Origin of the sequence: Thermogemmatispora onikobensis (assembly GCF_001748285.1) — a bacterium.
GTDB classification, from domain to species: Bacteria; Chloroflexota; Ktedonobacteria; order Ktedonobacterales; family Ktedonobacteraceae; genus Thermogemmatispora; species Thermogemmatispora onikobensis.
The window spans coordinates 61712-83019 of record NZ_BDGT01000012.1 but is presented as its reverse complement, the minus strand read 5'-3'; the positions used below and the strand labels follow the sequence as shown (position 1 = coordinate 83019).

Below are 21308 nucleotides of genomic sequence, written 5' to 3'. Positions count from 1 at the left end.
ATCAGAAGAAGCGCGGGCTTATGCCTGAGCAGGCGGTCGAAGAAGAAGAAGAGGAAGAACAGGTTCAGGAGAGACAAGACGAAGAGGAGACTCAGGCGAAAAGTGCTCCTGCGCGGCGGCGCCCGGCTCGTGGCAGGCGAGGAGAGGCCACTGCCAGCTCGCCCTCCACACGCCAGAAGCCGCGGCGGCGTCAGCGGCGCGCGATCGATGACGATCTCGAACCCTCCCGCGAAGAACGCTCCCACCATCACCACTACTACGATGAGCGGGAGGAGGACGACGACGAGGAGCGGCTCTCGATCCCTGAAATCCTGCCGGTCCTTCCCCTGAAAGATGTCGTGGTCTATCCTTTCGCCATGCAGCCGCTGGCGGTTGGTCAGGAGCGCTCGATTCGCTTGATCAACGATATCATGCCGGGCAATCGCCTGGTCGTACTGGTGGCTCAGCGATCGGCGGAAATCGAGCAGGCCGGGCCGGATGACATCTTCAAGATCGGTACGGTCTCGCGCGTGGAACGCATGATTCGCATGCCCGATGGCACGATCCATATCATTGTCAAAGGGCTGGAGCGTGTGACCATCGGCGAGTTCGTTCAGGAAAAGCCCTACCTGAAGGCGCGTGTGACCCTCCGACCTGACATCCAGGAGAACGACACTGAGACCGAGGCCATCAAGCGCAATGTGGTCAGCTACTTCCAGCGCATGGTCGCTCTGGTCCAAAATGTGCCGGAGGCCGCCGCTGCCGCTAACCTCAACCTGGAAGAGCCGCGCCAGGTGGTCTACCTGATCGCGACCTTCGTCCAGATGGACCTGCAGCTCCGTCAGAAGCTGCTGGAGCTTGACTCGGTGCGCGCCAAACTCAAGGAGCTGAGCAGCTTCCTCGCCCACGAGCTGGAGATCTTCGAACTGGGCCGCAAGATCCAGAGCCGGGCCCAGGAAGAGATGAATAAGATGCAGCGCGAGTATCTCCTGCGCGAACAGCTGAAGGCCATTCAGCGTGAATTGGGCGAGGAGAGCGAAGAGCAGGCTACCATCAATGAGCTGCGCGCCAAAATCGAAGAGGCCAAAATGCCCGAGGAGGCCCTCAAGGAGGCCAACCGCGAGCTGTCGCGTCTGGAGAAGCTGCCCACGGTCTCGCCCGAGTACAGCATTATCCGCACCTACCTTGAGCTGCTGGTCAGCCTCCCCTGGAGCAAGAGCACTGGCCAGACGATCGATGTCCAGAAGGCGCGCCAGGTCCTCGATGAGGACCACTACGATCTGGAGAAGATCAAGGAGCGCATTCTGGAATACCTGGCCGTGCGCCGCCTGAAGGAGGAGCGCATGGCCGAGCGAGCCAGACGCGAGGAGGAGGCCGCCGAGGCCGCGGCGGAGGGCGAGACCGATAAGCGCCGCCCAACGCAGCCGCTGCATTCGGGCGAGGCCAATCGTCAGCTCAACCGTGAGCCAATCCTCTGCTTCGTCGGTCCACCAGGCGTCGGCAAGACCTCCCTGGGCCAGTCGATCGCTCGCGCTCTGGGACGCAAGTTCGCGCGTATGTCCCTGGGCGGCATCCGCGACGAGGCCGAGATCCGCGGCCACCGTCGCACCTATATCGGGGCCATGCCCGGGCGCATCATCCAGACTCTGCGTCGCGTCGAAACCAATGATCCAGTGATTATGCTCGACGAGGTCGATAAGGTCGGGGCCGATTGGCGCGGCGACCCTTCTTCTGCTCTGCTGGAGGTGCTTGACCCAGAGCAAAACTACAATTTCCGCGATAACTATCTGGACCTGCCTTTCGATCTGTCGAAGGTCTTCTTCATCGCGACGGCCAACTCGCTGGAGCCGATCCCCGCGCCGCTGCGGGACCGCATGGAGATCCTGGAGCTTTCGGGCTATACCGAGGAACAGAAGATGCATATCGCCCGCAATTATCTGCTGCCCAAGCAGATCGCGGCTAACGGTTTGCGCCCGGATGAGCTGATCGTCGACGATGAGGTGATCCGCCACATTATCCGCGGCTATACGCGCGAGGCAGGCGTGCGCAATCTGGAGCGGGAGATCGGGACGCTCTGCCGCAAGGCTGCGCGCCAGATCGCTGAGGGGCGCCAGGCTCCGATCCATATCACGACGGAGCAGCTGACCGAGTATCTGGGCCGCTGGCGCTTCTTCGAGGAGGCCGCCGAGCGCATCGACCGGCCCGGCATCGCTACTGGCCTGAGCTGGACCCCTGTCGGCGGCGAGATCATCTTTGTTGAGGCCGCAGTGATGCCCAGCAAGGAGAGTCAGCTGATCCTGACAGGACAACTGGGCGATGTGATGAAGGAGTCAGCTATGGCGGCTCTCAGTTACGTGCGCTCGAACGCCGCCGCGCTGGGTCTGCCCAACAATGTTTTCGAGAATCAGGCCGTGCACATCCACGTTCCCGCGGGAGCTATCCCCAAGGATGGACCGTCGGCGGGCGTGACGATGGCAACGGTCCTGGTCTCTCTGGCCAGCGGGCGCAAGGTGCGCTCGGATGTGGCGATGACGGGCGAGATTACGCTGCGCGGGCGCGTGATGCCCATCGGCGGCGTCAAGGAGAAGGTGCTGGCCGCCTACCGCTCCGGCATCCACACGGTGATTCTGCCACGCAAGAACGAGCAGGATCTGCTGGAAGATCTGCCGCGCGAGCTGCGTGAGCAGATGGAGTTTGTCTTTGTCGATGATATCAAGCAGGTGCTGGATGTGGCCCTGGAGGGTGGCCTGCCCGCTCCTCGCTCTGAGAGCATTTCGGGCAAGAAAGAGGGCGACCAGGACCGCAGCCAGGACCAGACCGGCCCACAGGCCGCGGAGGAGGCCGTCGTCCGCGCCACATGAGCGCGCTCTTACGCTTCCAGACGGCTGCGATGGATGGGAAGCACTCCGAAGCAATGAAGGCAAGGAAGGAAGGAAGGACCCCCTCCCATCGCAGCCGTTTTGTCCGCTTCCCTCTGGCCTGGGTCATTTCCTTCCCTCCAACGCCGGCTTTTTCTGCCTCTCTGTCTCTTGCTCTCCTCCCTGCAGCTTAAGTCACTCAATCAGCACTACCAACGGAGCTGTTCTTTGAGACTGACATAGCGCTGCTTGCCGATTACAAGATGGTCGATCAGCTCGGTGTCAAGGAGGCGTCCAGCGGCGATCAGCTGCTCGGTGACGGCAACGTCCTCCGGGGAAGGCGTCGGGTCGCCGCTGGGATGATTATGGCAAATGAGAATGCTCGGGCAATTGCGCAGGACCGCGGGACGAAAGACCTCCGCCGCGCGCAGGACCGAGCTGTTGACCGTCCCTTTGTAACGTTTTTCGATCGCCACCACCTGATTTTTGGTATCTAGTAAGAGAATCCACATTTCTTCATGCTCCAGATAGGCCATCTCCATCATGACCAGCCGGGCCGCATCCGCCGGCGAGGTGATGCGATAACGAGCCTCCGGCTGCTCTAGCTGCAGACGCCGGCCCAGCTCCAGCGCGGCTTTGAGCTGGGCCGCCTTGGCGGCACCCAGCCCATGCTCATGGCAGAGCTTGGCCAGGTCCGCCCCCATGAGACCACCCAGGCCACCATAGAGCACGAGCAGCTTGGCCGCCAGCTCTACCACATTACTGCGCTTCGTTCCCGTGCGCAGCACGATAGCCAGTAGCTCGACTGTCGAGAGAGCTTGCGGCCCGTAATGCAGCAGCCTCTCTCGCGGACGTTCACTACTAGGCATATCGTGAATAGTAATGTGGTACGCTACTCTCTCTCCACTTTTCTCCTCTTTGAAGCGCCTTTTCTCCATCAGTTTTTGCGACCAGGGTCCTTTCTCAATCTGTTGACAAAGCTATAAGAATAAAAGGCTTATCTATGATAGATGATTCTATTTACTCAAGCAATAGCCATATTTGGAAGCAGGCGGTTTTTGAGATGCGACACTTCACTGCTTGCTTACTACGAATGGGAAAGGGGAAAACGAGAAAGGAGTCCCTTTACAGATGGATTACTGATACGCACACGGTCTTAAGAGCGATTGGTTATTCTATCCCTGAAGCCGGCCCTCCTTGCTTCTGGGAGTTCATTGGTTTTCTGTTTTGCGGCTTCCTGGTTGCAGTAGTGAGAGAGAGAGACAGAAGAGGGGCCGCTCAGGCTGGTGCCGGTCTGTTCTCCCACTGGGGCGGGGCGAGCGGCTCAGGGGAGGCGTTCGAGGCGCGCATAATCCAGGCTGAGGCGTTTTTTGCCATGCTTCCCCTGAAACTGCACCTCGACAAACTCAGAGCCGCCTTCCAGCTCACTCTTGAGGACGATGCCCTGCCCAAAGAGATGGTGCAGCACGCGATCGCCGGGCTGGAAGCGAGGCGCCGCCGGTGTCACCGAAACATCGGAGGAAGCTGGCGCGAAGGTTGTGTCCGCGGGTGTGGAGCGGCGTGGGCGGGAACGGGGGCCAGCGCCACTGGAGAGGCCCCGGGAGTCCTGGTCATAGCTCTCGTAACTCTCATAGCGCTCCCAGGTTGAGGGCTGGTGCAGCGAGCCACGGGCCGGCAACGGTCCGATGCCGGAGCTGGCTGCAAAGAGATCGGGAGGAATGTCAGCGAGAAAGCGCGACGGCTCCGTATAGACCACATCGCCGAAATACGAGCGGCGGCGGGCACGTACCAGATAGAGGCGGCGCATGGCCCGTGTGAAGCCGACGTAGGCCAGGCGACGCTCTTCCTCCAGCTGCTCGGGCGAATCGATGGAGCGCCCATGTGGCAGGATGCCCTCGTCGAGTCCCACAATGAAGACCACCGGAAACTCCAGGCCCTTCGCTGCATGCAGCGTAATCAGCGTCACGGCATCCTGGTCCTCTTCGTGAAGGAGGGTGCCCTCTTCGCCTGTCTGGGCCACGTCGGCCCCACCGACCAGGGCCACGTTCTCCAGGAACAGCTCCAGCGCCAGCGAGGTCTCGATTTCAGCATAATCCTCTGCCACGCGGCGCAGCTCCAGGATGTTACTCCAGCGCTCCTCACCCTCGGGAGAAGCGCGCAGCTCGGGACCATAGCCCGTGCGCTCTGCTACACGGTCCAGCAGTTCTGGCAAGCGCAGCTCGGCCACCGAGGCGCGTAGCTCTTCCAAGAGCTGAGCGAACTGCTGGAGGGCGTTTTTGGCGGCGCGCCCCAGCGTTGGGTGGTCCTCGCTCCGCTGCAGGGCATCATAGAGCGAACGCTGCTCCTCACGGGCCCAGCGCTGCAGCTCGCCCAGTGACTTCGGGCCGATCTTCCGGTTGGGCACATTGATGATGCGCTGCAGGCTCAGGTCGTCGTGGGGATTAAGAAGCAGGCGCAGGTAGGCCAGCATGTCCTTGACTTCTTTGCGCTCGTAGAATTTGCGGCTGCCGATGACTTTATACGGGATGTTGGCCCGCAGAAACTGCTCTTCGAGGGCGCGCGACTGGGCATTGGTGCGATACATGACAGCGATCTCGCTGCGCTGGGCTACCACCCCGCGCGCCAGCAGCTTGAGGATCTCATCGGCAACGTACAACCCCTCGGCCTCGTCGTTATATGCCTCATGGTAGATCAGCTTCTCACCCTGGCCGAGGGCGGTCCATAGCCGCTTCTCCTTGCGCACCGTGTTGCGCCGGACGACGCATTGAGCGGCATCGAGAATGTGCTGCGTCGAGCGATAGTTTTGCTCCAGCAGAATGATACGCGCCTCGGGAAAGTCGCGCTCGAACGCCTGAACGTTCTCGGCGCTGGCGCCGCGCCAGCTATAGATCATCTGGTCATCGTCGCCAACCACGCAGACATTGCCACTGCCGCCGGGCCGCTCGTAGCTGCCCCGCCCTAGCAGGCGAATCAGCTTATATTGCGGCACATTGCAGTCCTGAAACTCGTCGACATGAATATATCGCCAGCGCTGTTGGTAGCGCTCCAGGACCTCGGGTTCTGTGCGCCAGAGCTGCTCAGTGAGCATCAGGAGATCGTCGAAGTCGACGCTGTTATTGGCCCGCAGCAACTGCTGATAGCGGCGGTAGACCCGGGCCGCCACCTCTTCGGTATAGCGGCGAGCCTGCTCGGCCATCTGGTAAGGGGAGAGCATGGCGTTCTTGGCGCGCGAGATCAAGGCGTGGATCAGCGAGACGCGATACTGCTTCTCGTCGAGATCGAGGTCGCGCAGAGCTTGCTTGACGAGCGCAGCCTGATCATCGGTATCGAGAATGACAAAGGAGCGCGTCAGGCCGAGTGGCGCCAGCAGATCTGCCTCGGCGCGCAGCACGCGGGCGCAGATAGCGTGGAAGGTGCCAATATACATCTCACGGGCCTCGCTCAGGCCCACCAGCTTCTCGAGACGCTCCTGCATCTCGCGCGCAGCCTTATTGGTAAAGGTCACGGCCAGAATATGCCAGGGCCGCACGCCACGGCAGCGCACCAGATAGGCGATGCGATGGGTAATGACGCGCGTCTTGCCGCTGCCGGGACCAGCCAGGATCAGCAGCGGCCCCTCGGTAGTGGTAACGGCCTCCCGCTGCGGCCCGTTGAGGCCGGCCAGTAGCTCCTGTTCCAGGTCGGTATGCTCAGGCATCAGTACAATCCAGCTCTGTCGCGCAGGCGAGTTTGATGTGATCGTGATCGGCGGGCGCTGACTGTGGTTGCCTTACTGGACGAGCGCCACGACTGGCGCCCGGCCCTGTGAATATCAGCGCATCGGGCTTCTATTGTAGCGCATTCTGCCCAGCGGCACAAGCATGGCCAGGACCTCCGTGACTTCTGGCTCTGGCCTCCGCCTCACCCTTTGCTGCCCTGGCTGCGAGCCGGTGCTTGATCCTGACCCTGACCACCATGCAAGCGACCATCAATCAATATACTCGTCAGAGCACGCAGCCGTAGTGTGAGCCATCGGGCCCGCCCCTCTCAGAGGAGGCGCCACGCTTCTGAACAGACACCGACTCCTGGCTTCTCCTCAAGGTGACTGGCTGAAAGAAGAAGCCGCCCTGTGCCTTGAGAGCGGGGAGTGTCATTGAATAGATGCTCCCTCCAGCTGCGTCCGCAAGGGAGCACACTCCTCGCACTTTGCCCCTTGACAGCTTCCAGAAACTGTATTATCAATATATTTGATAGTAAAAATATTAGTCTGTAAAAAGGAAGGGGGCGAGGCGAGTCATGGCCAGCGAACGCCTGGTAGAAGACCTGCTGGCCTTGTGGCGGCTGCTGAGGCGCAGCACTCACCCGGTGAGGCGGGCCGAAATGACGCCCGAGCAATACTGGCTGCTCAAGAGCCTGAGCCGGCGGGGGACATGCAGCGTCGGCGAGCTGGCGAGTGCGTTGGGCCTGAGCGGCAGCTCTGTGACCAGCGCCTGCAAGCGCCTGGAGAAGGCCGGCCTGGTGCGACGAGTGCGCCAGGGCGATGGAGGCGATGAGCGGGTGGTGCTGGTTGAGCTGACGGCGCGCGGCACCGAGCAGGTGGCGGCCTGGCAGCGGGAGCGGCGCGCAGTGCTCTCGCGTATGCTGGAGCCGCTGACTCCTGACGAGCAGGATGAGCTGCAGCGACTCATTGAGCGGGTGCTGGCAGCCGCCGAGAGCGCCGTCGAAGTGAGCGGCAAGGCCAGTGGAGGCGAGGAAGGGGCTGCCCCGGGGCCTGAGCCGGAGCGGTCGGCGCCAGACCCAGGAGAGAAAGCAAGCACCACTCCGGCAATGACAGTCACTCAGGCAGGAGAGGGAGGACAGGCCGAATGAGGCCGATGATTGAAGTCGAGAATCTCGTCAAGCGTTTTGGTGACAAGACCGCCGTTGACCACATCAGCTTTTCCATTCAGGAGGGCGAAGCCTTCGGCTTACTCGGCCCCAATGGGGCCGGTAAGACCACCACCATTCGTATGCTCATCACCTTGATCCCGCCGACCAGCGGCCAGATGCGCATCGCGGGACTGGACGTCCAACGCCATAAGATGGTCATCCGGCGCCTGCTCGGCTACGTATCGCAGTCGCTTTCGGCGGACAGCTCGCTGACCGGTTACGAGAACCTGCTGGTGGTCGCCAAGTTGCTTGGTTTTCCACGCCAGGAGCGCGAGCGGCGCACCTGGGAGGTGCTGGAGCTGCTCAATCTGCGCGACGCGGCCCACAGCCTGGTACGCACTTATTCGGGCGGCATGGTCCGGCGCCTGGAGATCGGCCAGGCCATCCTGCACCGTCCACGCATTCTCATCCTGGACGAGCCGACCATCGGCCTCGATCCGACGGCCCGACGTTCGGTCTGGGAGACGCTGGAGCTGCTGCGCAGTCAGGAGCAGATTACGCTGCTGGTGACAACCCACTATATGGAGGAGGCTGATGCCTACTGCCAGCGCGTGGCCATCATGGATCATGGGCGCATCGCGGCCATCGGTGAGCCGGCAGCGCTGAAGGCCAGCCTGAATCGGCCTGGCGCCACGCTTGAGGATGTCTTTACGTCGGTGACAGGCAATACTCTGGAATCGGGAGGCAGTTATCGTGAAGTCAGACAGCTACGTCGGCGCGCTCAGCGTTTCGGATAAATCCCAGCGGCAAGGGGCAGATTTGCAAGCTCTGCTGCGCCCACCCTCGCCCTGGGAGACCATTGTGACGTATGTGCGTTGCGTGTTGGTGGTGGCAGAGATCGAGCTGCGTAAGCTGCGCCACGATCCTACGGAATTGCTGACGCGCGCGGTGCAGCCGGCCCTGTGGCTGGTAATCTTCGGAGAAGCCTTTTCGCGCCTGCGCGCTATCCCTACTGGCTCGGTGAGCTACTTGACCTTTATGACACCGGGCATTCTGGCACAGTCGCTGATGTTCGTCTCGATTTTCTACGGGCTGAGCATCATCTGGGAGCGCGATGCTGGTATCTTACAGAAGTTTCTGGTCTTGCCGGTGCCGCGCGCCAGCTTTGTGACCGGCAAGGGACTGGGAGCCGCTGTGCGCTCGCTCACTCAGGCGGTGATCATCTTCGTGCTGGCCCTGCTGCTGGGCGTGCATCTGCAGTGGAGCCTGGTCGGGCTTATCGGGAGTCTGCTGGCGGTCTTGATTGCGGCCAGCTTCTTCTCGACGCTCTCCATGTTGATCGCTATTCTGGTGAAGACGCGCGAGCGCTTCATGGGCATCGGCCAGGTCCTGACGATGCCGCTCTTCTTCGCCAGCAATGCCATTTATCCGCTGGCCATTATGCCCGATTGGTTGCGCATTCTGGCCCAGATTAATCCGCTAAGTTATACCGTGGATCTGCTGCGCGGCTTCCTCGTGGTCGGCACGGTCCCCGATGCACTGCTGGATTGGGGCGTGTTGCTGCTGGCGGTCATTGTGGCACAGGCACTGGCCGCTTCAACCTATCAGTCGATTGTGCTGTAAGGGCGCCTTTTCCCTCTTGCGATGTGGCCCGCCCTGGTGTATGATAATAGCCGGTTCGCACTCTCTTCGCGAGAGTGCTAATCGGCCAGGCGCCACGCCACGCCGCGAAGCTCACCGGAGGCGAGCGCGGTGGCGACCTGCGCTGACGATGCTATCTGTTTTTTGCAAGGGAGGTAGAGTCTATGTCGACCGCAGGTGAGAAGGTTCGCCCATTGGCTGATCGTGTTTTGGTGAAGCCGGTGACGCGCGAGTCGGTGACGAAGACCGGCATCGTGCTCCCCGATACGGCCAAGGAGAAGCCACAGCAGGGGCTGGTCCTGGCGGTTGGCCCCGGCAAGCTGCTCGATAATGGTCAGCGTGTGAAGCCGGAGGTCAATGTCGGCGATCATGTGCTCTTCTCCAAGTATTCTGGTACCGAGATTAAGATCGACGATGAGGAGCTGCTGATCCTGCGCGAAAGCGATGTGATGGGCGTGGTCGAGGAGGAGTAGGCGGCTGGCGGCCTCTCTCGCTCTACTCCTCTTTATTCTTTCTTTACCCCTTTCGTTGCTTTCTTTTATTGTGCCCCGGTATCACTATCAGATGCGGCGATTCCAGTGCCTATGAGCGCGTACGGCACTGGAATTTTTTTATTTGTCTCTATCCCTGCTTCGCCTGACCAGATCAGATCGCTTTGTCATCTCGCTGCTCCCGGCTCCTAGCGCTCTTGAAGATATTGAAGACTCAAAGAAACTTTCTTGCTTGAGCTAATTTGGCCCTAGCAATCTGAGTCTTTCTTCCAGAGCAGAGCAGACCACTCTAAAGGTAAGCGACTCTGCACTTTCTTAGCAGGCATTCGTGTTACATATTAGTAAAATAGTAATATTGAAATAGTTAGCATGAGAAATTATACTAGGTAGCAAGCCGCTAGTATGGAAGCGCTGACAGATCGCTAATAAGACGAGGATAGCTTACTGCTTATTGGCGTAGTATACCAGCTCAGAGGAGGGGACGATGCCTTTTACTCGGCCAGATGATCCAGCCAACCGCTCCAGCGATTGGGTACTCTATCCTCTCGATGCTTTGCGCAATGCAGCTGCGACGATCCTTGTAAAAGCATCGTTAGCACGCGACCAGCACGATCAGAGCTGGGCCAGCGTTCAGTGCTGGCTCGATGAGGAGAGCCCGGATGGCTATTATCCCCCACCGACGCCAGCCGGAGTCATTGATCGCGCTGTTGATCGCTGGTGGGACGATAGCCCTACTAATCCCGCTCAGTACCAGTATGAGCAACATCAAAGCCGCCTCTCTACGATAGAAGTCCGCTCGTATCTCAGGAGTGTCCTGGTCCCGTATGCCAGGCGCCTGCGCGCTGCTTATGACTGGCAGATCAAGCTAGCTCAGGCTCTCTTTGATCTCATTCAGCAAGTCGGGGACCTGGATCAGCAGATGCAGTCTCGCTTCCAACAGAGCAGCCAGACCAGTCAGCCTGCGCACGGTTATGCCCCCTCTTCTGACAACCCCACCGCTTTCTAACGGAGGAGCAGGATGAGCGGATATATGGATCTCTTCCAACAGTTTGATGCCTATGTTGTCCAACCTTTAGCCCTGCTGCCTCAAGATGCCATTAGGGCCCTCGATGCAACCTATAAGCAGGCTGTCCGTGACTTTGCCAATGCCCTTGCGCCGCTCCTGGGTGGCGACGCTTTATTCAGAGGCCGAGCCGCCGATGCTTTCTTTGATCTGGTCAATCGCTATCTGCAGACGGAGCGTAGCCTGTGCGATTGGCAAGATGCAGGACCCTCACCACGCGTCGGCTCGACGCTTTCTAACAGTGATCACCTTCTTGATCAGCTGATCTCCTGGGCCCACAATGTCAGCCTACAGATTTCCCAGGGAAACACTAGCATTCTGGAGAGGCCACCACAGGCTCCTCCAGCTCCTGAGGCCCCCGTGTCCGAGCCTGCACCTGTGTCGGCACCTGCACCGGAGCTGCCCCCTTTCTCCCCTCCATTGGATTTTGGTCCGACCCTCGTTTCCTATGTCCTGCAGTGGCTTTCTCGAGTAGGGCTAGAATCCGCTCAGCAGCTTGCACCTGCTTACGATGCCCTGGTAGCCTGGCAGAGGAACATGGTAGGGCTGGCCAATGAGCCTCTGCCGCCACTGCCAGGTGACCCCGACCAGATCTCTTCAGCTGTGACTCTTGATTTACCTTCCGTTATTCCCTACAATGCCTCGGCCAAGCTGAAAGACCTGTCAGACCAGGAGATCGCAGAGCTTGCCAAGCGCTTGGGCATTTCCGAAAGCTCGCTCCGAGAGCTTCAGCAGAAGTACGGGGATCTGACAGTTACAGAACTTTTAATGCTAATAAACAAGATTAAGGGAAAATTACCCTTTTCACTCCTACAGATCTCATCTCTAGGCAACGATGACACTAAGCTGCTTCTTGCATTTACATCTCTCTACATCTCTTTTAAACAACGCTTGAACATCTCGGATTTGAAAGGCCAACAGGACCTGGTCAACAAGATCTGGGAAAAGATAATCACGCTAGCCGATAAGGCAGCTTCCTTGCCAGTTGATTGGAACCAAATCAAGGCCCTTGAACAGGCCTTTCAACAGCTGCAACCAGTGGCCGGTAGCCCTGAGGCGTTCGAGATCTGGATTCTCTCCCTTGTTTATGACATAGGGCCGAATAAACTCCAATACGGCGAGGCGAGGGTGGCCCTTGGTTTAGCTGCGCAGGGGAAGCTTCCTCTGCCTATCTGGCGAAGCGATCACAGCGGGGCCGATTTCGTAGACGGAACTGGCACGGAATGGGACGTGAAGCGCCTTGATAGCAGAGAGACTGTGACACAGTGGCTTAGTAATATTAGCGACGAGCTTAAAAGGACCAAAGAGAATGTCATTATTGATTGCTCCGACCCCAACCTCAAGCTACAAGACCTGCAGCAACTGGAGCAACTACTACAGCAAGCAGATCCGGGCTGGAAGAATCGGATTCTATGGTATCCTCATCCGCCAGCACCGCCAGGCATACCCGACATTTCGGCCCCATATGTCAGGGTTGCTGTTGCTTCCGCTGCTTGAACCCTATAGGCTGATATGGTATAAAGAGAGAGCGTGAGGTAGGAGCTTTCTGCTCCTTCTTTAGGAAAGTGAGGATGGCACATGACCCGACCTTTGCCTGATGCTGTCTCGCGCCACCTGCAGGACCACGAGCGCTGGCTCGTTCCCCCTCATAAGCAGGGCCAGCGCTGGCAGGCCACTGGCCTCGACCTCTCCCAGCTCGACCTCTCCGGTCGCTCCCTCCAGGAAGCCTTCCTGCGCTCCTGCTCCTTCGCCGGCTCCCTGCTCGCTCACACAAACCTCTCCGGGGCCGTCCTCTCCTCCTCCCACTTCCTGCAGGCTCAGGCTCCCGACGCCTCCCTCGCCGAGGCTCTCTGCTGGCAGACCCTCTGGCGCGGGGCCATGCTCCACCGCCTGCAGGCTGAGCGTGCCGACTTCTCCGAGGCCGACTTCTCCGAGGCCGACCTCTCTGAGGCCTCCTTGCGCCTGGCCCGCTTCGACCACGCCCGCCTGCGCCAGACCTGCCTGCGCCAGGCCACCCTGCACCAGGCTTCCTTCTTCGGCGCCGACCTCTCCGGCGCTGATCTCACCGGCGCCCGCCTCTGGCGCGCCGTCTTCTCGCATGCCTCCGGCCTGGAGTCCGTCCGCGTCGACTGGCTCGACGTCGGCCCGCCCGACCAGCCTGAACCCCTCTTCGGGGAGGCCGCCCGCCGCTGGCTCTTGCAGGCCCCCGCGCATTCCCGTCCTCCCCAACTCTTCGACTGGCTCCGAGCATACGAGCACTGGCAGCAAACCGACGGACGCGAGCGCTCTCCCATCCTGGACCAGTTCGACTCCAAGGGCCTCGACCTGCATGGCCTTGACCTCTCTGGCCACCTGCTGGTTGAAGCCCGCCTCTCCTCCTCCACCTTCGACGGCGCCCTCCTGCGCGGCTGCAATCTCGCAGAGGCTTGGCTGGCCTCCTGCTCTTTCAACGGCGCCACCCTCGATGAAGCCCGCCTCGCGAAAGCAGTTTGCTGGAAAGCCCGCTTCCGGCAGGCCAGCCTCCGCAGCCTGGTCGGCAATGGCGCCTCCTTCAAGCTGGCCGACCTCTCCCAGGCCGACCTCTCTCAGGCCGACCTCTCCGGCGCTGACTTTTACTGGGCCTGCCTCCAGCACGCCTGCCTGCGCGGCGCCGAGCTGCGCCGCACCATCCTGGCCCGCGCCGACCTCTCCGGCGCCGACCTCTCCGGCGCTCACCTCTGGCGGACCCTCCTCTTCGGCGCCATCGGCCTCGAGTCCGTCCGCGCCGACTGGCTCGACGTCGGCCCGCTCGACCAGCCTGAACCCCTCTTCGGGGAGGCAGCCCACCGCTGGCTACGCTGGGCTGCCAGTTCGCCCCTTCCTCCTGGCCTCGAGGCCCTACAGGAGTGACCATGAGCCAGACGTCGCTGATGCTTCTGATCTCCCTGACCCAGAAAGTGAGGATGGCACATGACCCGACCTTTGCCTGATGCTGTCTCGCGCCACCTGCAGGACCACGAGCGCTGGCTCGTTCCTCCTCATAAGCAGGGCCAGCGCTGGCAGGCCACTGGCCTCGATCTCTCCCAGCTCGACCTCTCCGGTCGCCCCCTCCAGGAAGCCTTCCTGCGCTCCTGCTCCTTCGCCGGCTCCCTGCTCGCTCACACAAACCTCTCCGGGGCCGTCCTCTCCTCCTCCCACTTCCTGCAGGCTCAGGCCCCCGACGCCTCCCTCGCCCAGGCTCTCTGCTGGCAGACCCTCTGGCGCGGGGCCATGCTCCACCGCCTGCAGGCTGAGCGCGCCGACTTCTCCGAGGCCGACCTCTCTGAGGCCGACCTCTCTGAGGCCTCCTTGCGCCTGGCCCGCTTCGACCACGCCCGCCTCCTGGGCACCTCCTTCCGGCAGGCCAATCTGCAGCAAGCCTCCTTTTTCCAGGCTGATCTCACCGGCGCTGATCTCACCGGCGCCCGCCTCTGGGGCGCCTCCTTCTTCGGTGCCACCGGCCTGGAGTCCGTCCGCGCCGACTGGATCGATCTGAGCCTACCCAGCGAGTCTACCTCCTCTGACAGCGCCGCCCCTAACTGGGTGGACTGGTTCATTCTTAGCGACAGCGAACCTGAGCTGAGCTTCCTGTTTGACAAAATCTTAGAAAGTCGCTTGGAATTCGGTCGTGATCGCCTCACTGGCGAAAGCGTCCACCGCTGGCTCCAGTGGGTGGCCTCCCACCAGACCACCTTTTGGCAGGAGCGCCTCCAGAAGCACGAGCAATGGATCGCTGAGTCCGAATGGCACCACCAGCTGCGCCTCGTCGATGGCGGCCTGGACTTGCATGGCCTCGATCTCTCCCATCGCCGTCTGAGCAGGGTATTCCTGCCCGCCTCCAACTTCAACCACGCCCTTCTCCGCCAGACCCAGCTCGACGGCTCTTATCTAGCCTCCTGCTCCTTCTTGCACGCCTCCCTCGACCTGGCCAACCTCTCCTGGTCCCTCTGCTGGAAAAGCCGCTTCCGACAGGCCACCCTCCGCCGCCTCGACGCCTCACACGCTTCTTTCTGGTTGGCCGATCTCTCCGGCACCGATCTGACAGCCTCTCAGCTCTCCCAGGTCGATTTCTCCTACGCCACCCTGACTCAGGCTCGCCTGTGCGAGTGCCAGCTAGAGCACGCCTGCTTCACTCACGCCGACCTCACCGGCGCTGATCTCACCGGCGCCCGCCTCTGGGGCGCCTCCTTCTTCGGTGCCATCGGCCTGGAGTCCGTCCGCGCTGACTGGCTCGACGTCGGCCCGCTCGACCAGCCTAAACCCCTCTTCGGGGAGGCCGCCCGCCGCTGGCTCTTGCAGGCCGCCTCGGCTCCCCCCTCCCCCTGACTCCCTGCGCCCTCCCCCACCGCATGGACGCCTCGCCAGAACTGGCAGGAGGGGAGAGGATGCCTGTAGCCTCTAGATTCATCCGGGGCTAGCGCTAGTAGCCCACTGCTTCTTTTTTAATCATGCCAGCCCCGGCCCGCAAAAAAAGAGAAAACAAGAGCTGGTGGACCGCCTCTTTCCTCCTAGCGGATCCACCAGCCCGTCTGTTTGCCCCCGCAGCAGAAATTATGGCCTTGCCAACAAAGGCGCCAATCAGTCGACAGGCCCCTTCCGCCCCTCCCCCTCTCCACGAAAAGCAGATCTAGAGGGCAGCCGCCGCCTTCAGCGCCAGATCGACTAACCAGAATGGCAAGACTGTCCCCAGCGCCAGCGCACCCAGTGCCGCCAGTCCCAGACCCAGCCAGGTCGTCCAGACCAGCGAGCGACCAGGCAGCCCTTCCTCTTCGGCAAGCTGCTCGCTCGCTGCAGGAGCCGGCGCCCGCCTGGTCGCCGGCTGAGGAGCAACCTTCACCGCGACCGCCGGGCCAGCTGCACCGCTACTTGCGCCCCCGCCGCGCGGCGACGCAGTCCGCCCCAAAGGCCCGGAGACTCGTGGCATGCTGGAGCCTGTACCCGCTGCACCCGCCACCGCCAGGGTCGGAGTCACCTCCAGCGACTCCGCCTGGGCCTCACGCGCCGGCTCCATGAACATCGCCGCAATCAGGCGCAGGTAATAATACATACCCAGCACACTGGTCAGCACACCGATCAGCAGCAGCTCGGGATGGCCCCCCTGCAGCGCCGCCAGGAACAGATAATACTTTGCCGCGAACCCGGCCATCGGCGGGAAGCCCGCCAGACCCAGCAGGAAGAAGGCCAGAAAACCTGCCAGCCAGGGCCGCCGGAACCAGAGCCCGCGCAGATCCTCTCTATCACAGCCACTGTTATCCAGCCGCTCCAGCGCGCTCAGTGCCCCAAAGGCCCCCGCATTCAGGAAAGCATAACAGAGCAGATAGAACAGAATAGCCGCCAGGCCAGTCGCGCCCCCCACCACCACACCGATCAACAGGTAGCCGGCATGAGCAACGCTCGAATAGGCCAGCAGGCGCTTCGCATTGCGCTGCACCAGCGCCAGCAGATTGCCACCGACCATCGTCAGCACCGCCAGGGTCCAAACCACCGCCTGCCAGTCTGCCACCACCGGCGCCAGTACCACCACGAAGACCCGCGCAAACGCCACCAGGGCCGCCGCCTTTGTGCCCACGGACATAAAGGCTGTCACCGGTGCCGGCGCCCCCTCATAGACATCCGGCGTCCACATCTGGAACGGAATGGCCGACACCTTAAAGGCAAAGCCCACCGTCAGCAGCCCGATCCCGATGAGCAACAGCGCCGTACTCTGCGGATGAGCCTGCAAAAACTGTAACACGCCCGGGAAAGCGTTCGTTCCCCGCGCCCCGAAGCGCGTCGTTCCCGTAGCCCCATAGATCAGCGCCACCCCATAGAGCAAGAAGGCCGAGGCGAACGAGCTCAACAGAAAGTACTTCATCCCGGCCTCTTGCGAGCTTTGTCGGCGCGTCACAAAGCCGCAGAGAATATAGAGTGCCAGCGACAAGGTCTCCAGCCCCAAGAACAAGGTCATAAAGCTGGTCGCCGCCGCCAGCAGCATCATCCCAAGCGCCGCCGTCAGGAAGAGCGCATAGTACTCGCCCTGATGGACCAGCTTCAAACGCTTCAGATAGGCGGGAGAGAAGATAATACCTAAACCGGCAGCGCTCAAGATTGCCAGATAGGCGTAGAGCGATCCCCAATCAGAGCCGACCAGGCCAAAGAAAGCCCGCTGGCCATCGCCAACCACGAAGAGCACGATGGTAGCCGCCAGCGCGCCAAGCACTCCCAGCAAGGCCAGAAACGGCAGCACAAAGAAGTTGGCCGCCCCCTGCTCACGAGGCACAGACCCCGTCTGAGGCAAGAGCAGATCGACCAACAGGACCAGCAGCGCTACCCCGGCCAGCACCAGCTCAGGCGCAATGCGTGCCCAGTCGGCAGCCGATGCGATGTACGTAAACGACATAGCAGAACCTCGCGACAAAACCTGTTCCCGCGCCCCTCCGCCGCCGCTCTTCCTGGCTCCCTCGCCCCCCAGCCATCCTAATGCTCCACGAAGAACGTCAGCGGCAGCGGATGCACACCAATATAGAAGATCAACACCAGCAACGGCAGCAGTACCAGGAATTCACCAATATCCAGATCAGGCAGACCTCCCTTGCGCTCAGCTGCTACCACGGGGCCGCCAGCCGGGCGCACCCCCATCATTGCATGCTGCACCAGCCGGATCATATACCAGGCCGCCGGCACCACCACCAGCGTGCCCAGAACCCCAAAGACTGCATTATTGCGGAAGACTCCCAACAGGGCCAGGAACTCACCGGCAAAGCTATTCAGGCCAGGCAGACCCAGCGACGACAGGCAGGCGATCATCAAAACACTGGCCATAATCGGCAAGCGCCGCGCCACCCCGCCGTAGTCCTCCAGGCGTCGCGTTCCCGTGCGCGCCTCCAGGAAGCCCACAACCAGGAAGAGGGCCGTGATCGTAATGCCGTGGTTGACCATCTGCAACACAGCGCCATCGATCCCCTGCTGACTGGCCATCCCCTGCGCATTGAGCGCGAAGACGCCGAGGGTAATCACACCCAGATGGCTGATACTCGAATAGGCCAGCAAGCGCTTCATATCGCTCTGCACCAGGGCTAGCAGCGCGCAGTAGAGAATACCGATCACCGCCAGCGTGCTGATCAGCGGCGCCAGCCGATGAGCCGCATCCGGGAAGAGCGTCAGACAATAGCGCAGAAAACCAAAAGCTCCAGCCTTGGCCATCGCCCCCGCCAGCATGGCCGTCACCGGCGCCGGCGCCTCGCTATAGGCATCCGGCAGCCAGCTATGGAAGGGCACCAGTGGCACCTTGACCGCAAAGGCCGCCGCAAACGCCAGGAAGAGCCAGAGCTGGACCGTGCTGCTCAGATGCGTCGAGCTATTCAAAATGGTCGTCAGATCGAGCGTATAATGCCCGCCTGCGCGATAATAATAGCCCAGGGCAATGATCCCGGCCAGCATCAGAAAGCTGCCCACTGCCGTATAGAGCACGAACTTAATGGCCGCATAAACGCGCCGTGGGCCACCCCAACCACCAACCAGGAAGTAAGCCGGGATCAACATCAACTCCCAGAAGACATAGAAGAGGAAGAGATTGGTCGCCAGAAAGACCCCCAGCAGACCGCTCTCAAGCAAGAGCATAAAGGCCAGATAGGTGCGCAGCTTCTGCTCGACGCGGAACGAGGCTGCAATGCAGACCACCGTCAGCAGCGTGGTCAAGGCCATCAGCAGCACACTGACGCCATCCACCCCCAGGCTATAATTGATACCCAGAGCCGGCAGCCAGCTCAGATGCTCCTGCAAGAGGAAGGTGACACTGGCCACCGTTGGCGAGGCCTCACCCACCACCACCGGGACCGTGCCGACCGTGATGGCCGTCGGATGCGGCTGAGCGTAGGCCAGCATCACGCCGAGCGCCAGGAGCAGATCCAGCCAGGCCACCCCCAGCGCCGTCCAGCGAATCACATTGACACGCTCGCGGGGGAGCAGCAACACGACAATGCCGCCCAGCAGCGGGAGAAAGATGATCGTCGATAACATCGGGAACATGCCGGCTTACCCCCTCACGACATAGTAGAGAATAATCAGCACCACGCCGATCAAGATCGCCAGCGCATAGTTACGCACATAGCCAGTCTGCAAACGGCGTCCCCCTGCACTCACCAGGCTGAAGGCTCTCCCCACCAGCCGGCTGCCTCCATCCAGCAGCCCACCCTCCAACAGGGCTGAAGCCTGACGCCCCAACCACAGCAAAGGATTGATCAGGAGCGCTATGCCGATCTCGTCAACATAGTACTTGTTGTAGGCCAGGCGATAGAAAGGATTGCGGCTTTCCTTGTAGAGAAAGCCCTGGCCATAGCGTCGCCAGGCAATCAGCAACCCAAGCAGAGCAAAGACCAGGCTGGCCCCAGTCGAGAGCCAGAGCAGGCCCAGCTTTCCCTCCGGCGCGCTGCCCAGCACAGGCTCTAAGAAAGCATTCAGCGGCTGCCAGCGATTGTAGTTGAAGAGTGCGAACGAACCAACCAGGCCGCCAATTGTCGACAGAATCGCCAGAATCACCAGAGGCACCGTCATCACTGCTGGCGCCTCGTAGATCTCATAGATGGCCGACTCCCCACGACGGTGCCGCCCTGTCGCCGTGACCAGCCCTTCCTCCTCCTCTTCTTCTTCCTCCTCCTCAGAACCAGCATGCCCATGCTTCAACGGGCCAGCCCCGCGATAGCTGCCCATGAAGATGCCATAGAAGAGACGGAACATATAGAGGGCCGTCAGACCGGCAGTCAGGACGCCCAGGCCCCACAGGCCATAGTACAGGTAGCGCACAGCCCCATCCACGCTGGTCGCCTGGGTCAAGAGGGCCCCCAGAATATCATCCTTGCTCCAGAAGCCAGCGAAGGGCGGAATACCGCTGATCGCCAACACGGCAACCAGGAAGGTCCAGAAGGTAATGCGCATGCGGTAGCGCAGGCCCCCCATCTCGCGCATATCCTGCTCGCCGCCCAGGGCATGAATGACAGCCCCCGCCCCCAGGAAGAGCAGGGCCTTGAAATAGGCATGGGTCGTCAAGTGGAAAATGCCCGCGCTATAGCTTCCCGCGCTCTCACCCATGAACATATAGCCGAGCTGGCTGATCGTCGAATAAGCCAGCACGCGCTTGATATCGAGCTGCGTCAGGGCAATGGTCGCTGCAAAGAGGGCCGTCAAGCCGCCGATCGCACCCACAATCGGCAGCGCATAGGGCGAGAGCGTAAAGAGGACATGCGTGCGTGCCACCAGATAGACACCGGCGGTCACCATTGTCGCCGCATGGATCAAGGCACTGACCGGCGTTGGGCCTTCCATCGCGTCGGGCAGCCACATATAGAGCGGCAACTGGGCTGACTTCGCCGCGCAGGCCACAAAGAGCAGCAGGGGAATCGCCAGCGAGATCAGCGAGCCAAGCTGCTGGCAGGAAGCAGCCGTCAGCACCCCGTAGCCGCTGGTGCCCGGAATACAGTTCGGGCCGCCATAGCCATAATCGATCGTATTCAGGTGCTTAAAGAGCAAGAAAATGGCCAGCATCAGGCCGAAGTCGCCGATCACATTGATCACCAGCGCCTTGCGAGCGGCAGCTACCGCCGTTGGGCGCTGATACCAGAAGCCAATCAACAAGAAGGAAGCCAGGCCCACCAGGCCCCAACCCACCAGCAGGAAGAGCAGATTATCCGCGCTCACCAGCAACGTCATCGCAAAGATGAAGAAGTTCATATAAGAGAAGAAGCGCCAGAAGCCCGGATCATCCGCCATATAGCCCGCCGAATAAATATGGATCAAGAGGCCGACCCCGGTGATCACCAGCAGCATCGTCGCCGAGAGCGGATCAAGCAAGAGGCCAAAGTGGACCTGCAGGTCGCCGGCGATCGCCCAGGTGTAGACCGTCGCATCGCTCACGCGCTGGCTATCCGGGTGAACACCCAGCAGCGACAGAAAGGCGCTCAAAGCGAACAGGAAAGAGAGAGCGACCGAGCCCCAGGCCACGGTCAGAATCGCCGAGCGCGGCAATGTCCTGCCAAGCAGCCCCAGGATGATGAAGCCCAGCAGCGGCGGGATCAGCACCCAGAGAAGAAGACTTGCCATTGCGTTACCCTCGCAACAGGTTCATCTCGTCCACGTCGATATTACGCCGTGTTCGGAAGATCGAGACGATGATCGCCAGCCCGACCACCACCTCGGCGGCGGCCACCGTGAGCACCAGGAAGACAAAGACCTGGCCATCCGCCGAATCCAGATAGCTTGAGAGCGTGACAAAGGCCAGATTGACCGCGTTAAGCATAAGTTCAATTGACATAAAGATAATGAGCGGATTGCGCCGCACCAGAACGCCAATGGTGCCAATGGTGAAGAGCAATGCGCTCACAATCAGATACCAGGATACCGGTATCGTTGTCATGGTTGTCAGCCTCCTCGCCGCGC

The 21308-nt window shown here is 61.1% G+C and carries 15 protein-coding genes; 9 read left to right on the top strand and 6 right to left on the bottom strand.

What is annotated here, in order from left to right:
• Positions 1–20: 20 nt before the first annotated feature.
• A complete protein-coding gene (lon, locus tag BGC09_RS07640) occupies positions 21–2840 on the top strand; it encodes an endopeptidase La (protein ID WP_218103988.1) in 2820 nt (939 codons plus the stop codon).
• Positions 2841–3046: 206 nt separating this feature from the next.
• Here the strand turns inward: lon and radC are convergent, their stop codons facing one another.
• Together radC and BGC09_RS07625 are read right to left on the bottom strand one after the other, a co-directional pair.
• Positions 3047–3706, bottom strand: coding sequence for a RadC family protein (radC, locus tag BGC09_RS07630; RefSeq protein WP_218103987.1), 660 nt, complete (start codon positions 3704–3706; stop codon positions 3047–3049).
• Positions 3707–4161: 455 nt separating this feature from the next.
• Positions 4162–6534 (bottom strand): ATP-dependent helicase, encoded by a 2373-nt coding sequence (locus BGC09_RS07625; protein ID WP_069803291.1) that lies wholly within the window; start codon positions 6532–6534, stop codon positions 4162–4164.
• 578 nt (positions 6535–7112) lie between these two features.
• On the opposite strand from BGC09_RS07625, the gene BGC09_RS07620 reads away from it, so the two are divergent.
• The 8 genes from BGC09_RS07620 to BGC09_RS07585 all read left to right on the top strand — a co-directional run bounded on the left by BGC09_RS07620 (position 7113) and on the right by BGC09_RS07585 (position 15224).
• A complete protein-coding gene (locus tag BGC09_RS07620) occupies positions 7113–7685 on the top strand; it encodes a MarR family winged helix-turn-helix transcriptional regulator (RefSeq protein ID WP_069803290.1) in 573 nt (190 codons plus the stop codon).
• The gene (locus tag BGC09_RS07615; protein ID WP_069803289.1) at positions 7682–8482 is read left to right on the top strand and encodes an ABC transporter ATP-binding protein; all 801 of its coding nucleotides are present in this window, start codon (positions 7682–7684) and stop codon (positions 8480–8482) included. Before BGC09_RS07620 ends, BGC09_RS07615 begins: the two co-directional genes overlap by 4 nt.
• Positions 8483–8504: 22 nt before the next feature.
• The gene (locus tag BGC09_RS07610; protein ID WP_069803288.1) at positions 8505–9308 is read left to right on the top strand and encodes an ABC transporter permease; all 804 of its coding nucleotides are present in this window, start codon (positions 8505–8507) and stop codon (positions 9306–9308) included.
• A 182-nt stretch (positions 9309–9490) separates the two neighbouring features.
• A complete protein-coding gene (groES, locus tag BGC09_RS07605; protein WP_069803287.1) occupies positions 9491–9799 on the top strand; it encodes a co-chaperone GroES in 309 nt (102 codons plus the stop codon).
• Between the two features lie 502 nt (positions 9800–10301).
• Positions 10302–10823: a hypothetical protein gene (locus BGC09_RS07600; protein WP_069803286.1), complete on the top strand. Its 522-nt coding sequence runs from the start codon at positions 10302–10304 to the stop codon at positions 10821–10823.
• Between the two features lie 12 nt (positions 10824–10835).
• Entirely contained in the window at positions 10836–12377 is a 1542-nt protein-coding gene (locus tag BGC09_RS07595; RefSeq protein WP_141727678.1) for a hypothetical protein, read from the top strand.
• Between the two features lie 81 nt (positions 12378–12458).
• Positions 12459–13769: a pentapeptide repeat-containing protein gene (locus BGC09_RS07590; protein ID WP_069803284.1), complete on the top strand. Its 1311-nt coding sequence runs from the start codon at positions 12459–12461 to the stop codon at positions 13767–13769.
• Between the two features lie 60 nt (positions 13770–13829).
• Positions 13830–15224 carry a pentapeptide repeat-containing protein gene (locus tag BGC09_RS07585; RefSeq protein WP_069803283.1) on the top strand — a complete coding sequence of 465 codons (1395 nt, stop codon included), beginning with the start codon at positions 13830–13832 and terminating at the stop codon, positions 15222–15224.
• Between the two features lie 301 nt (positions 15225–15525).
• Here the strand turns inward: BGC09_RS07585 and BGC09_RS07580 are convergent, their stop codons facing one another.
• From BGC09_RS07580 to nuoK, 4 genes are all read right to left on the bottom strand, one after another.
• Complete coding sequence (locus BGC09_RS07580; RefSeq protein WP_069803282.1) at positions 15526–17277, bottom strand: NADH-quinone oxidoreductase subunit N; 1752 nt, start codon at positions 17275–17277, stop codon at positions 15526–15528.
• 77 nt (positions 17278–17354) lie between these two features.
• On the bottom strand, positions 17355–18905 hold the full coding sequence (locus BGC09_RS07575) for a complex I subunit 4 family protein (RefSeq protein WP_069803281.1): 1551 nt from the start codon (positions 18903–18905) through the stop codon (positions 17355–17357).
• Between the two features lie 6 nt (positions 18906–18911).
• Positions 18912–20972, bottom strand: a complete 2061-nt coding sequence (gene nuoL / locus BGC09_RS07570) for an NADH-quinone oxidoreductase subunit L (protein WP_069803280.1) — start codon at positions 20970–20972, stop codon at positions 18912–18914.
• A 4-nt stretch (positions 20973–20976) separates the two neighbouring features.
• Positions 20977–21285, bottom strand: a complete 309-nt coding sequence (gene nuoK, locus BGC09_RS07565) for an NADH-quinone oxidoreductase subunit NuoK (protein ID WP_052890597.1) — start codon at positions 21283–21285, stop codon at positions 20977–20979.
• Between the last annotated feature and the right edge of the window lie 23 nt (positions 21286–21308).